Here is a 13,573-nt window from a genome sequence, read left to right as displayed (position 1 = left end):
GGAATCAAAGCATGGTAACTACACCCTTACCAAGTCCAACAACCAGTAACAGCACACAAGTCACAACCGTTGTTACCACAGTTGCCAAAATCGCATCAGGTAGAACCAAACCAGGTGCAACAAATTGGCAGGTAAACGCTAATGGTGTTTTTGTAGACGTTGACACTAGTGCTGCTGGATTTAGCAAAACACCGATCTACGTTACCTCAATTGCTGGCGATGGTAATCATTGGGGAACCACTGGAGCTAGTTCTGTTTACCAAGCCACAGAAAAAGGCTTTCGCGTATATATCCGTTGGGAGCAAGACTATAAGAACACAGCCATTACCCCAGCAGAAGCCAATGGTTATAAATGGCATATCAATTGGATTGCTATTGAGCCTTGGTTAGAAGAAGGACAATTAACCAACACTCAAACATCTTCCACGGGTACTACAACAAATTCATTACCAAATGTCGGTTGTCAGAATGAAAGCCAACTTCGTTCAATAAATGCCGACGTTGCCACTCAGATCAATTTCGTCAACAAAACCAACTCTGTTGTAAAAATTTTCTGGATTAACTATCAAGGTCAGCGCCAATTCATCCAAGATCTACAACCAGGACAATCCGTCAACAAATCGACCTATGTCACTCATCCTTGGGTAGTTACAGATGCACAAGGCACATGCTTAGGTGTGTTCCAGCCAGAACGCGATCGCAAGGATGCCATTATTGAAGGTAGCACAACTCAATCGCCTAAAGTTCCTATTGTAGGGCAATACTACTATCTCATTGCCAAACACAGCAACAAAGCTTTAGCTGTCACAGGTGCTAACACTGCTGATGGAGGTAATGTCTTACAATGGCAAAACCAAAAAGTCGATCACTTTAAATGGCAATTACAAGATGCAGGTGATGGCTATTACTACCTGATCGCCAAACATAGCGGCAAAGCTTTAGCTGTCACAGGTGCTAGCAAGGATGATGGAGCCAATGTTTTACAATGGCAAAACCAAGGACTCGATCACTTCAAATGGCGGTTGGAAGATGCAGGTGATGGCTATTTCTACCTGGTTGCCAAACATAGTGGCAAAGTTTTAAATGTCTATGGTGCTGGCACTACCGACGGAACTAATGTCATTCAGTATACAAAATCAAATAGTGACAACTCCAAATGGAAATTTGAGCCTGTGTAGTTAAGCCCTTAATAAGGCATTAACAGTAGGATGATGAAATGCCATGTTCGCTAAATGTTTACTCCTCCACATTTGTTAAGTCTAGACATTAGCGACAGGCAACATCATCCTGGAAATTTAGCTACAAGTCTTTGCAGCATAGGTTTAATCGTATTCAAAGACATTTCCAAAACTAAGATATCTTGCATAAAGCAAAGGAAATTATGGATTTACAGAGTTATCAAAACTTCGAGCAACGTGTTGGAATTATTGATACTTCAGCCGCACATTTCCAGAGCAACACTTGGCATCAGGTGAATTTTAATGTGCCTTTTACTGAGGACAAGAAAGTGGTGGTTGTACCAACCATCCAAAACTACAACGGTTATGAGACATGCAATATAAAGATCCGCAACGTGACTCGTTTTGGATTTGAAATCCTTATAGACGAACTCATTAATACTCAAAATAATTTATCTGATGGATCTTATGTGTCTAAAGTTATCGGCTGGGTTGCCTATGGATTTGTTCCCACAACAGAACCAGCAATTACCTCAGTACATACACGATCTCTAGAAGCAGCCTACACCCCTGCACCAGAAGCAGCCTACACTCCTGCACCAGAAGCAGCCTACACTCCTGCACCGGAAGCAGCCTACACTCCTGCACCAGAAGCAGCCTACACTCCTGCACCGGAAGCAGCCTATACTCCTGCACCGGAAGCAGCCTACACTCCTGCACCAGAAGCAGCCTACACTCCTGCACCGGAAGCAGCCTATACTCCTGCACCGGAAGAAACATATACTGCTAGTATCTGGGAAACAGCATCTACTCCAACATCGGAACCAACATATACTGCTAGCGTCTGGGGAACAGCATATACTCCAGCTACTTAAGCAAAAGAGTGAAAATAGCAATCTTTACAGTTTTAGATTTTCCTCCAGACAGAAACAGCACTGTGTGCAAATTCAATAATAATAACGAACACAGATGCACACAGATGCACACAGATGAATTATCGGTGTGCATCTGTGTTTATCGGTGTTCGTTTTTCCAAACTTACGCTAATATCAGGTGTAGAAAGTAATTCAAATCTCAAACGCTTCCATTTCTTTGTTAAACCACTGCCCTTGAAACCGTTCGGCAACCAGTGGTTTAACAATAAACTTGGGTGGAGTGCCACCTCTAACGTCAATTCGCACACATGAGTATGGCAACCGCTTAAAAATATCGTACCCATTGCGACCAATAAACAATAGTGAATCCGCAATTTTACGAGTAGGACTTCCTTCTAAATACTCAAAAGTCTCCATTAACTCTGTCCCTTCCTCTCGCTGACGACGGGGACGACGACCACTACCACCGCAAACTATACAATTAAGGTGAGAGTCGGCATAGCCAGTGTTGGTGGTGCGGAGATATTCTAAGCAGTGAGCATGACCATTTAAAATTAAATCAACAATCGGACGTCCCTGAGTTGCGGAACCAAGAGTTTGTGCCACGCTATCAAATACCCATCGTAAACGCCGACGTACTGCTATAGTTTGGGCTTGATGCCATTTACTCGCTTCGGTAACATAGGGGGGATGGTGGAAATACACTACTCGCCCCCGTACCTCTTGGCTGTGCCAAGATGCAATTAGCCTTTGCTTAAACCATTCCAATTGTTCAAAATCGATGGCTGGTTCGTGGTGGGATGTGAGTTGTTTTTCAATATCTATTTTGACTTCATCAATTTGGTATAACTTGGCTTTGAGGGCGTCGAGTCTTTCCGCTTCTTCAGGATTATCTGGGTTGAGGCGATCGCACGCTTCTAAAATTTGCATTTCTTCGTCTGCAATCTCGTGGCGGCGCTTCTCTAATTGACGGCGACTGCTTTCTCCTTCTTTAGTTGCGGGTAGCGGTGATGGGGCGTTAAAAGTATTCGAGTCGAGGGCAAAAAAGTCAATCCCGCCGTAACGAAACGTGTAATAACGGTTGGGTAGATGGGTGAAACGTCCAGGTTCGTAACGCAAACAACGTCCGGTATCTGTTTTAGCGGTGTAGTATTCGTCGAGATGAAATTCTAACTGTTCCTTAGAATGGAAAGCCTTGAGATAATCCAAAAATGCCCGTGCGTAGGCATCTCCTTGATAGGAACCATGCCAACCAATTTCGATATCTTTGTAGCGGAACAGGCGGCGTAGTGGTAGTGTGCTTCCTGCCAACAGTCGATACATCAACGGTACATCATAGTAATCGTGATTACCCAAGACTGGCAGAATCGGGGTTTTAAAAACCATGCGATCATAGGGAATACGCTTGTAGTTTTCTCCACCCTTAATGAACTCGCGGTAAGGTTCGATAAAATTTCGGGGATAATACTCATGCGAACCAACAATGTAAATTACATCACCTGTATGCAAGATAAAACTAGATTCCTCTTGGTGCGACAGCATCAGTTCAGCTACTTGACGCTGGGGATGGTGTTTGTAATATGATTTAGTTCCACTATCGCCAATAACCATAAACGAAAATTGTGGATTATCCAAGTTGCGATCGTCGATCACCATGCAAGTTTGGTCAATTCCGCGCTGGACAATACTTGCATTACCCCAGCGCACCCGTTCTTTCATCTTTTGAATTTTTACAGGTATCGACGGTTCGGAAATAAATTTCATTGACGATCGCTCCCAGAATGCAGAACTTTCTTAATTCTGCTTGCATTCCGATTGTATCTATAATCAGTGTAGACGCGTAGCGGCTTGCCGCAGGCTACAGTTAACAGTTAACAGTGAATGATAGAATTTGATAACTGATAACTGAATTACACTCCCATCTCTTTAACCCAGAGGGCGATCGCACAATTATTTATCTTCTTGGCTACTCAATAGTTTTAAATTATCAGCAGGTTCTATACTCGAACCATATAGTTCAACGAATCTTCTAAACAGCCACATGGTTTGGTGATTGGAAATCTTATTTAAGCTGATTAAACGGTCTATATTTCTTTTCGCAAGTGTGCGTAGATAGGGTAAATCTTCGTACAGTGTTAGACAAGAGGCAAAATGTAAGATAATTTGCATTACTGGCTTAGGCCACTCTAGATCACTATAAATATCTACAAAGAATTTATGGGCCTTACTGCTTAAAGGAAGAGCGTTGAATATAACAATTATTCTTTTATTATTATAAACTGGAATGCTCAATTCCACAGTAAAAGGAGTGTGCAATATTAAATCTACTTCGACTATTGGTTGTCTCCAAATTCTTAAAATATTGATACCTGACACAGCTAAGACGGTTTGAAACTTTAGCACACCACCATTGTTTGTAGCTTGAACATAATTAACATCAATAACCTTTAAATTATTCAAGCTGAAGCTGTGAACTGTTTCCAAATGTTTTAAGTTTAACAGATGATAGATTTGACATACATAAGGAAAAGGTAGAGTATACGCCTGACTGATCATATGTTGCTTTTGCAACTGAAGCATTCTATCTCTAACTGTAGATAATGCTTCATAACGATAATGACTTGAGTCAGTTTGCTGACTTGAAGAAACGCCCTCATCATCATTCAAGCTTTCATCTGGCTTCAAAAACAACCAACTCAAGAATAAGAAAGAGATTGCACATATTTGTAGAATCTCTATCGGAGATAAATAACCATCAGCAAACGCAGCAACACCTCTATCGGTGACTCCAAACATCCAAGAAAAAATACCCCAAAACCAAATATTATTTTTGAGGTTTGCGAGTAACAGAGAAATTTCTACAGTTGGAAGGTTTCTAGTAGATTCACAGACATTGTTGGATGACATATTACTAGTCATAGCAGTTAAAAAATTAGAGCTTTACTTTATTAGGCGGCACTAAAACATTAACAATATTGAAGTTACTGTTATGACTTAAGCTTGCTCATTTTATACTCGAAAAGGCATCTTTCTTAAGAAGCAATTCTAAATTTATTTAGCTGCTTCATTGGGTATAATGATTTCTGTTTTGAGAAAAAAATAGCAAATACAACTAGTCTTCTTATACTTCTTAAGTAGTAATTAATGATTATCTTGACAAACGTTTAGTACAATCTACCAGCAACTCAGTTAAAGTTATGTTCATTGTGAGCAGTAACAGCAAATGATCAACTACGTCAATGTATAGACTACTATTTGATTATCTGAACCGTATTGGGTGAAAAGTATTGAGGTACTAGGGACTTGGTGGGCGATCGCATCGATGTTACAGTTAGCAGGGATTCATAGGTATCGATTATCTCAATTTGTGATACAAATCTAGTGCAAACAAGCTGATAGAAGAAATTAAATCTACCCTAATTATCACTTCTACACACTCCTCACACCCTCTTCCAAATGCGTGAATTTTGAATTGTTTTCTCCCCATCTCCCCATCCCTACTGATACCCCGCCGCTTGCAAATAAAAGAGCCTAGCGTACCTGCCTCCAACCTGCAACAATTCCTCGTGATTTCCCTCTTCTACCACTTCTCCTGCTTCAATCACCAGAATTTTGTCAGCCATCCGCACTGTCGAAAAACGGTGAGAGATTAAAAACACCATTTGATTTTTGGTGAGGGCGCGAAAATGATTGAAAATATCGTACTCAGCTTGGGCATCCATTGCTGATGTTGGTTCATCCAACACTACTATATCTGCGTTAGTTCGCATAAAAGCACGGGCAAGGGCAATTTTCTGCCATTGTCCTCCAGAAAGTTCTTGTCCTCCACTAAACCATTTACCTAATTGAGTGCTAAATGTGGCGGGCAATTTCTCAATAAAAGGTAGCGCCATCCCCTTTTCGGCAGCAATTTCCCACAGTTCTCTATCTTCCATCCGTGCCACGTCACCGACACCAATATTTTCCCCTACCGTAAATTGGTAACGGACAAAGTTTTGGAAAATTACACCTATGCGTCGTCGCAACACATCCACATCCCACTCTTGCAAATCCAAGCCATCTAGTAAAATCCTGCCAGAGCTAGGGTTGTAGAGTCGAGTCAGTAGTTTAATTAAAGTAGTCTTGCCAGAACCGTTTTCACCAACAATAGCTAATTTTTCTCCTGGTTTGACGTGAAAAGAAATATTTTTCAACGCAGGTTGGATACTTTCTGGATAGGTAAAGGTGACGTTTTCAAACCGAATACCATCCCCAGGTTTGATACCTTTAGTAGCTTTACCTTTTTGTTGTGGTACTTCCTCCTCTAGGAATTCGTAGAGATTGGAAAGGTATAAATTGTCTTCATACATTCCCCCGATAGAAGTCAACGCACCAGAAAAAGTTGTCTGTCCTTGGCGAAATACGGTGAGATACATCGTCATATCGCCTAAAGAAATTCTGCCTGCGACAGTTTCTAAAACTATCCAAGCGTATGCGACATAAAAAGCAATGGTACTTAACAAACTCAGCAAATATCCCCATAGCGATCGCCGGATGGTTAACTTTCGGTCTTCATCGTAGAGTTGATAGAAGATATTGCGGTAACGTTCCAGCAACATCTCTCCCAATTGGTAGAGTTTGACTTCCTTGGCGAAATCTTCTCTAGCTGCCAAGGTTTCTAAATAATGCTGCTGACGAGTTTCCGGCGCACGCCAACGAAACAAGCGAAAGGCTTCCCCCGCAAACTTAGTTTCGGCAATGAATGCAGGCATTGCTGCTAGGATCAGTACAACCGCTGCCCAAATTGAGAAGTTGATTAACAAAGCCCCATAGGTTAACAGTGAAAGGGCGCTTTGTACCAAGCCAAAGGTGCGGTTCACAAGTGAAAGGGGACGAATAGAAGCTTCTCGCCGTGCGTTAGTGAGTTTGTCATAAAATTCTGAGTCTTCAAATTGTGTCAATTCTAGAGTCAGGGCTTTTTCTAAGATTAGTTCATTCACCCGTTGACCGAGTAATACCCGCAACAACGACTGACAAATCGTCAACCCCCTCTGGCTAAAAGCAAGTAAGGCTACAGCAATAGCTTCAATTCCTACATACATTAGAGGATGATAGCTATTGACAATATTGTTAGTTTGTGTATTTTGAAATGCAAAAACTACCGCATCGACGATTAACTTACCGATGTAAGCTATAGCTGCTGGTAAAAGACCAGCCACCAGAGTTAAAGTCGCCAGAATAATTGTGAGAGAACGGCTAGTATTCCATACTAAAGCGATCGCTCGTCCACTATAGCGAAATACCGCCAGTGATTGGCGTAGGGCGTTACGTTTTTTACGAAGAGTCCTCATTATTATTTGTATAACGCAAATTGCCCGTAATTGCCGAATGGTTCAAAAAACACGTAATGCAGAATTGAGAATTTAAAATATTCTGACTCCTGACTACTGTTGTGTGAGTAGAGATGCGAGATATTGCGTCTCTACACCACTTCACCAGTTCTTCTTGTTAAAATTTTTGTGGTAGAAAATTATAGACATTCAATAGCAACGATAGGCATAGATTCAACAAAGTCCTGCCAAAAATCTTCACCAAATTCCTCTACTCCTTCAGGGGAAACGATTAGTTTTTGCCAGCGAACCTCTTTGAAACCTACACTTCGGAATGCCCATTCATGGGTGGCTGTACTGAGGTAATAGTTATCAAAGCTGAATTTCTCCTCATCAGCATAAACTGTGTATTTTATGGGCGTGCCTTCCTGAAGCGGTTCGTCTATGTTTTTGATAAATCCATACTTTTCAGTTGAGAGATAGGATGCAGGGGGTTGTTCACTATGATTATTGATAGTTATAAAACGACCTCCCGGCTTCAGGTTAGCGAATATATTTTGGCAAACTTTGAGCAGTTGTTCTTTTGTTTGGCAATAATTCAGCAGATAGGAAGCTACTACTAAATCAAAGCTACCAATCTTACCAAGTTCAAGTACATCACCAAGGATATATTCAATGTCTTGTGGTTCTCTGGCTTCTTGCTGTGTTGCTAGTTCAATCATTTTTTCAGAAATTTCCACCCCAACTACCCGTGCAGCACCCTTTTGTTTGAATTGTCTAGTGTAGAATCCTTCTTTGCAAGCCAAGTCTAGGAGGGACTTTCCAGTTAAATCACCAAGCAAATTAAAATATGTATATGCCTCAATATGTAAGCGAAACGGGAATTCTTTGGATTTTTTATACTGCTGGGCTATGGTGTCATAATGGGCTGCCATGTTTTACCCCGCTTAAATTAAGCCTAAACTTATTAGACAATTAGCTTATACCATTTTGGATTTTAAATTTTGGATTGGAAATTGCCTTCTGTATCTGGTTTACGTGAATACATTTGTTACAATCATTTTTGAAATTGGTATTATACTTGGAGTAAGGCGATCGCATTGACCGATTGCAAAAAATTATACCCAAAAGTAAATATTTATCTCTCCTTGTTCTTGCCTATTTTGAATGCTGTCAAATTAGTCTCTCGTACTTTTTCTTTGCTTAATTTTTTATACATTAGTTATTTTTGCTTACCATTTATCATTCCAAATTGGAAAATAGAAGTAGAGGTGTATTGAGACAACCTCTTTGATTTCTGATTCAGATACTAATGAATTATTCAGTATATAAAAAAGCTGTAAGAGAACAAACACACAACAGGCGTTGATTGTACTCAAATACACTCCAGAAAGTTGTTTGCTGAAGACGAAAGCAATGAAATTAAATTTACGAAAATATAAGCATGTTTTTTGGCTGAGTTTATTTTCCTCTGCCATACTTCTTTCGCCTGTTTCTAGTTTGGCTGTGACTGTCCAAGAAGTCCCTAATCCCCGACAGCAAAATGGTAGTTGGGTGAGTGATACGGCAGGAATTCTAAGCAATAAGACAGAAGCTCAAATTAATCAGATAATTTCTCAGTTAGAGGCAAAAAATGGTACAGAAATGGCGGTGGTAACTGTGCCAGAAACTTCGCCTGCTGGTTCTCCCAAAAAATTTGCCACGGAACTGTTTAATAATTGGGGAATTGGTAAGAAAGGACAAGACAACGGCGTCTTGTTTTTGATTTCAGTAGGCGATCGCCGCGTGGAAATTGAGACAGGTTACGGTGTGGAGGAAATTTTACCTGATGCCAAAGTCGGCAATATTATTGACACCCAAATCATCCCACGATTTAAAAAAGGAGATTTTGAAGGTGGGACGCTAGCGGGAACGAAAGCGTTAGTAATCGTCCTAGAGGGTGATAAGTCATCTTCTGGGCAAAAGGTGATAACTCCTAACCAACAACCAATTCCCAATCAGGAAACTACTTCGGATGATACTGTTCCTTGGGGAGTGCTGATCGGAGGCGGAACAGCTGTATTGGCGGGGGTGAGTGCTGTTTTTTTGATACGTCGTCCTCGTAAAGTTGTGATTGCACCAGAAGGACATACGCGTAAAAGTAAAGGTAATTACATTTTTTTGTGTGCTGATTGTCAACAGCCAATGGAAAAAGTTGATGAAACTACAGTTAATTCATATCTAAGTAAACCAGAAAAAACAGCACAAAATTTGGGTAGTGTCAAATTTGAGGGTTGGAGATGTCCCAATTGCAGCCACAAGCTTAGTGGTAATGGCTTCCACATTGTTGCCCAAGAATCCCATTCATCTCGATTTCATGAATGTCCTCACTGTCAAGAATTGACTATCACCCGTACTAACAAGATTGTTCGGCCAGCTACACAATTCAATTCTGGCATACGAATAATTACTGATGACTGCCATAGTTGTGCTTATCATCACCAGAAAAAGGAAATAATTCCTCGCTTACCTCCCCCTCCTCCTCCCCCTCCTCCTACTTCCCACGGTGGCGGTTTCAGTGGTGGCGGTTACAGTGGCGGTGGCGGCAGCTTTGGCGGTGGCAGTAGCGGTGGTGGTGGTGCTGGTGGTAGTTGGTAAGTAGAAGGCAGAGGGCAGAGGGCATAAGCATTTTATGTTTAATTACGCCCACCTGCTTAATGGCTTGAAATTTGGTAAGTTATAAATGCTATGAACAATACAGAAAAGAGAATTCCCGAAGAGATTGCCCCAGAGGTGTTAGAGTTAGCCTCGCGCTATTATGCCAATCACACCCAGAGTTACTCTGCTTCTGAGTTGGTAGCAGCTGGAAAGGAAGCTGATATTCCTGCCGAGTTTATTCAGCAAGCTATCCAAGATGTGCAAGCAAAGCACAAGCAACAGCAAGAAGAACAAAAGCGGTTAGTGCATCTGCGCCAAAGACTACTGCTAGTTGGTGCAGGTATAGTAGCTGCATTCACCGTATGGTGTGGCTGGACTTACAACTCTCTGCAAAGCAGTAGCACTAGAGTTGAAGCGGCTTGGGCACAAGTAGAAAATCAACTCCAAAGACGCGCTGATTTGATTCCCAACCTTGTAAATGTGACACAAGCCTATGCCAAACAGGAAAAAGAATTAGTCTCTTTATTAGTGCGATCGCGCCAGGCTTATTTACAAGCAACTACTCCCAATCAAAAAGCCGCCGCTACGGTACAAATTAATCAAGCGATCGACCGTTTCCGTGATTATGCAGCCACCAATCCCCAATTGCAATCTAGCCAATTGTTTACCAATCTTCAGTACGAGTTAACAGGTACTGAAAATCGCCTTGCTGTAGAACGAATGCGCTACAACCAAGCGGTGCAAGCATATAATCAAAAAGTTCAGAGTTTTCCTAATTCGCTGATAGCTAATACTTTTGGGTTTGAGAAGCAGGAATTTTTTCAAGCCACAAATACTGAAGTTCCCAAGGTTTTTAGGGAGTGAATCGCACAGGAAATAAAAGCGATCGCTCCGCATCCCAAATGACACGGAACAGCGATCGCCACATCTTCTAAGTAATACCGCTTCGTAGATATATTTAATAAAGGCTGGTAACTTATTTAACCGCATATTCCCTTGGTCTGAATGCAGATTCATTCAAAGGCTAGAGGGAAGAATTCAAAGCTTCCATCACCATTGCATTAATAATCTTGCACTGCACTGAGATAGTGCAGTTTTGTAATATGGCTTGTAAAAAAGGGCATTTAACAAACGCAGGGTGATGAGGAATTGAGGATGAACACAATATTTCAAGAACGTAAAATTGTTTCGCGTCTGCTAGGGGTTTTTCTTTCAGCATTGCTAATAGTTCCAATACTTACTAGCTGTAGTGGAGGTTCCCAAACTAGTGCGCCGCCGCCTCCTGTTGACGATACAACTGGTAGAAATGTGAATTATCCTACTCCCGCAAATCAACCCCAAGCGAAGAAAGGATTGAGTACAGGGCAGAAGGTGGCAATTTTGGTAGGCGCTGCCGCACTTTACTACATCTATAATCAGCGAAAAAATGCCCAAGGTACAGGGCCACAAGGCAAGTACTACCTTTCCAAGAATGGACGTGTTTACTACCGCGACGAACAAGGCCGCGCTCATTGGGTGACACCACCACCAGAAGGAATTCGAGTACCAGAGTCGGAAGCACAACAATATCGAGATTTCCAAGGTTACAACAGACGTCCCACAGGGCGTGATTTAACTGACATTACTGCCCAACCAGCTCCAGCATTATAAATTTGGTAATAAATTATGGTTGATGATTTTTTGCGAAAGGCAAGAGATTTTTTCACAGGGTCTAATAACGACCAATATGAGCAAGATAGGGAATATGGCGATCGCCAAGTCAGACCTGCTAGTGAAGACCCCTACGGTGACCCTGCCGACCAAGGCTATTACAATAACACCATTCCCGCTAGCCAAGACCCCTACGGCGACCCTGCCGACCAAGGCTATTACGGCAATGTCCGTCCTGCAAGCGAAGACCCCTACGGCGATCCTGCTGACCAAGGCTATTACAATAACACCATTCCCGCTAGCCAAGATCCTTACGGCGACCCTGCCGACCAAGGCTATTACGGCAATGTCCGTCCTGCTAGTGAAGACCCCTACGGTGATCCAGCAGATGAAGATTACCGCTAGCTAATCCATCTGTGTTCAATTTGCAACCACAACAAGAATTCAGGAGTCAAAAACCAACCTTTTCCAAGGTGGGTAACAATCCTCAAACATTTTGCCGAATTTTGGTCTTTTCACGTTTGTGTCTTATGTGTCTTAGAGCCTTGGTGGTTCAAAACTCCATTTTTTCACCACAAAGACACTAAGCCACAAAGAAAAATGCATTACACCACTAAAGGGCTAGAGTCAGGAACTTATCTATTTCGGTTCCTGACTTTCTATTCTGTATTGCCTGTTGAAACCATTAAAATTTCCTGCGCCCGAGTAATATTCTGCTGCACCGACTCTGCCGAAACATACAGTGCTGCCATCTCCTCGTCGCTGAGATCCAATTCCAATACATTGACAATTCCACCGCATCCCAACCGACAGGGAACACCGATCGCCACATCTTCTAAACCGTATTCTCCCGTAAGAGCCACTGTTACAGGTAACAAACGCGACTGATTTAATAAAATCGATTCCACCATCATGCAAGCAGCAGAAGCAGGAGCAAAAAAGGCACCACCTGTCTGCATTAATTCCACAATTTCTGCACCGCCGTGACGGGTGCGTTCTACCAAACGTTCAATTGTAGCTTGATCTAGCAATTCTGTAAGCGGAATGCCGTTGACAGTAGCAAAACGTGGCAAGGGAACCATCAAATCGCCGTGGCTACCCAATACCATCGTCTTGACATCACCCGGCAATACTCCTAGTTCCATCGCAATGAAAGTTTCAAACCTGGCTGAGTCTAACACACCCGCCATACCCATAATGCGATCGCGTGATAATCCTGTTGCTTGCCATGCTAAATATGTCATTACGTCTAAAGGATTGGTGACAACAATAAATATGGCATCAGGAGAGTGAGCGATCGCTTGCTTGGCTGCTTCCACAACAATCTTGGCATTTGTCCGTAAGAGATCATCGCGACTCATACCTGGTTTGCGGGGAAAACCTGCCGTAATCACCACAATCTCCGAACCAGTAGTATCGGCATAGTCATTAGTACCGATAATCTGACGGTTATGCATTTCAATTCCCCTCGCCTCCATCAAATCCAGTGCTAATCCTTGGGGCATTCCCTGAAGAATATCCAGTAACACGACATCTGCAAGATTTTTTTCAGCAATGCGTTGGGCAAGGGTACTGCCAACTCTACCAGCACCAATAATGGTGACACGGGGTGAATAACACAGAATCGGGGAGGAAGGGGAAGTATACATAAATTTTTACTGATAATTCTACTTAAACTCTTCAAGTTGATCTAAACGCAACCAAATATTAGGCGTAGGTACTTTGCCAAACTTGACAAAGGCATAATCACCTTTGATATCTACAATTTCGCCTTTACTGTCAAATATATAATCAGGAAAGCGAGTATCGCTGGCTTTTGCTTCTACACTGTTTTCTAATTTCTCGCGAATCACGCGAACCATATCTCCACGTTTTACAGGCATAGATTCCCCTCTTGAGTGTATCGATTGCTATACAGAATTCT

At 42.1% G+C, this 13,573-nt stretch carries 12 protein-coding genes; 6 read left to right on the top strand and 6 right to left on the bottom strand.

Going from position 1 to position 13,573, the window contains the following annotated elements:
- Window positions 1–11 precede the first annotated feature (11 nt).
- Both RS893_RS26015 and RS893_RS26010 read left to right on the top strand, forming a co-directional pair.
- Window positions 12–1,178 carry an RICIN domain-containing protein gene (locus RS893_RS26015; RefSeq protein WP_315788502.1) on the top strand — a complete coding sequence of 389 codons (1,167 nt, stop codon included), beginning with the start codon at window positions 12–14 and terminating at the stop codon, window positions 1,176–1,178.
- Between the two features lie 182 nt (window positions 1,179–1,360).
- Window positions 1,361–2,053: a hypothetical protein gene (locus RS893_RS26010; RefSeq protein WP_315788501.1), complete on the top strand. Its 693-nt coding sequence runs from the start codon at window positions 1,361–1,363 to the stop codon at window positions 2,051–2,053.
- 192 nt (window positions 2,054–2,245) lie between these two features.
- On the opposite strand, the gene RS893_RS26005 is transcribed toward RS893_RS26010, so the two are convergent.
- From RS893_RS26005 to RS893_RS25990, 4 genes are all read right to left on the bottom strand, one after another.
- Window positions 2,246–3,817 (bottom strand): metallophosphoesterase, encoded by a 1,572-nt coding sequence (locus tag RS893_RS26005; protein WP_315788500.1) that lies wholly within the window; start codon window positions 3,815–3,817, stop codon window positions 2,246–2,248.
- A gap of 186 nt (window positions 3,818–4,003) precedes the next feature.
- Window positions 4,004–4,960 (bottom strand): hypothetical protein, encoded by a 957-nt coding sequence (locus tag RS893_RS26000; RefSeq protein WP_315788499.1) that lies wholly within the window; start codon window positions 4,958–4,960, stop codon window positions 4,004–4,006.
- Between the two features lie 590 nt (window positions 4,961–5,550).
- Window positions 5,551–7,383: an ABC transporter ATP-binding protein gene (locus RS893_RS25995; RefSeq protein ID WP_315788498.1), complete on the bottom strand. Its 1,833-nt coding sequence runs from the start codon at window positions 7,381–7,383 to the stop codon at window positions 5,551–5,553.
- Between the two features lie 179 nt (window positions 7,384–7,562).
- Window positions 7,563–8,297: a class I SAM-dependent methyltransferase gene (locus tag RS893_RS25990; protein ID WP_315788497.1), complete on the bottom strand. Its 735-nt coding sequence runs from the start codon at window positions 8,295–8,297 to the stop codon at window positions 7,563–7,565.
- A 481-nt stretch (window positions 8,298–8,778) separates the two neighbouring features.
- Here RS893_RS25990 and RS893_RS25985 point away from each other — a divergent pair, with 481 nt between their 5' ends.
- From RS893_RS25985 to RS893_RS25970, 4 genes are all read left to right on the top strand, one after another.
- Entirely contained in the window at window positions 8,779–9,999 is a 1,221-nt protein-coding gene (locus RS893_RS25985) for a TPM domain-containing protein (protein ID WP_315788496.1), read from the top strand.
- Window positions 10,000–10,089: 90 nt separating this feature from the next.
- Window positions 10,090–10,863 (top strand): LemA family protein, encoded by a 774-nt coding sequence (locus tag RS893_RS25980; RefSeq protein WP_315788495.1) that lies wholly within the window; start codon window positions 10,090–10,092, stop codon window positions 10,861–10,863.
- A gap of 291 nt (window positions 10,864–11,154) precedes the next feature.
- Window positions 11,155–11,649: a hypothetical protein gene (locus RS893_RS25975; protein WP_315788494.1), complete on the top strand. Its 495-nt coding sequence runs from the start codon at window positions 11,155–11,157 to the stop codon at window positions 11,647–11,649.
- A 15-nt stretch (window positions 11,650–11,664) separates the two neighbouring features.
- The gene (locus RS893_RS25970) at window positions 11,665–12,054 is read left to right on the top strand and encodes a translation initiation factor (RefSeq protein WP_315788493.1); all 390 of its coding nucleotides are present in this window, start codon (window positions 11,665–11,667) and stop codon (window positions 12,052–12,054) included.
- Between the two features lie 254 nt (window positions 12,055–12,308).
- On the opposite strand, the gene mdh is transcribed toward RS893_RS25970, so the two are convergent.
- Complete coding sequence (mdh, locus tag RS893_RS25965; RefSeq protein ID WP_315788492.1) at window positions 12,309–13,298, bottom strand: malate dehydrogenase; 990 nt, start codon at window positions 13,296–13,298, stop codon at window positions 12,309–12,311.
- A gap of 18 nt (window positions 13,299–13,316) precedes the next feature.
- On the bottom strand, window positions 13,317–13,532 hold the full coding sequence (locus tag RS893_RS25960; RefSeq protein ID WP_009455621.1) for an NAD(P)H-quinone oxidoreductase subunit O: 216 nt from the start codon (window positions 13,530–13,532) through the stop codon (window positions 13,317–13,319).
- Window positions 13,533–13,573: the final 41 nt, after the last annotated feature.

Origin of the sequence: Fischerella sp. JS2 (assembly GCF_032393985.1) — a bacterium.
GTDB lineage: Bacteria > Cyanobacteriota > Cyanobacteriia > Cyanobacteriales > Nostocaceae > Fischerella.
This window is presented reverse-complemented; position numbering and strand designations above follow the sequence as displayed.

Bases quoted from the DNA above. Each gene is read 5' to 3' on its own strand.
- RS893_RS26015 (WP_315788502.1), top strand. From the start codon at position 12: ATGGTAACTACACCCTTACCAAGTCCAACAACCAGTAACAGCACACAA.
- RS893_RS26005 (WP_315788500.1), bottom strand. From the start codon at position 3,817: ATGAAATTTATTTCCGAACCGTCGATACCTGTAAAAATTCAAAAGATG.
- RS893_RS26000 (WP_315788499.1), bottom strand. From the start codon at position 4,960: ATGTCATCCAACAATGTCTGTGAATCTACTAGAAACCTTCCAACTGTA.
- RS893_RS25995 (WP_315788498.1), bottom strand. From the start codon at position 7,383: ATGAGGACTCTTCGTAAAAAACGTAACGCCCTACGCCAATCACTGGCG.
- RS893_RS25990 (WP_315788497.1), bottom strand. From the start codon at position 8,297: ATGGCAGCCCATTATGACACCATAGCCCAGCAGTATAAAAAATCCAAA.
- RS893_RS25985 (WP_315788496.1), top strand. From the start codon at position 8,779: ATGAAATTAAATTTACGAAAATATAAGCATGTTTTTTGGCTGAGTTTA.
- RS893_RS25980 (WP_315788495.1), top strand. From the start codon at position 10,090: ATGAACAATACAGAAAAGAGAATTCCCGAAGAGATTGCCCCAGAGGTG.
- RS893_RS25975 (WP_315788494.1), top strand. From the start codon at position 11,155: ATGAACACAATATTTCAAGAACGTAAAATTGTTTCGCGTCTGCTAGGG.
- RS893_RS25970 (WP_315788493.1), top strand. From the start codon at position 11,665: ATGGTTGATGATTTTTTGCGAAAGGCAAGAGATTTTTTCACAGGGTCT.
- mdh (WP_315788492.1), bottom strand. From the start codon at position 13,298: ATGTATACTTCCCCTTCCTCCCCGATTCTGTGTTATTCACCCCGTGTC.
- RS893_RS25960 (WP_009455621.1), bottom strand. From the start codon at position 13,532: ATGCCTGTAAAACGTGGAGATATGGTTCGCGTGATTCGCGAGAAATTA.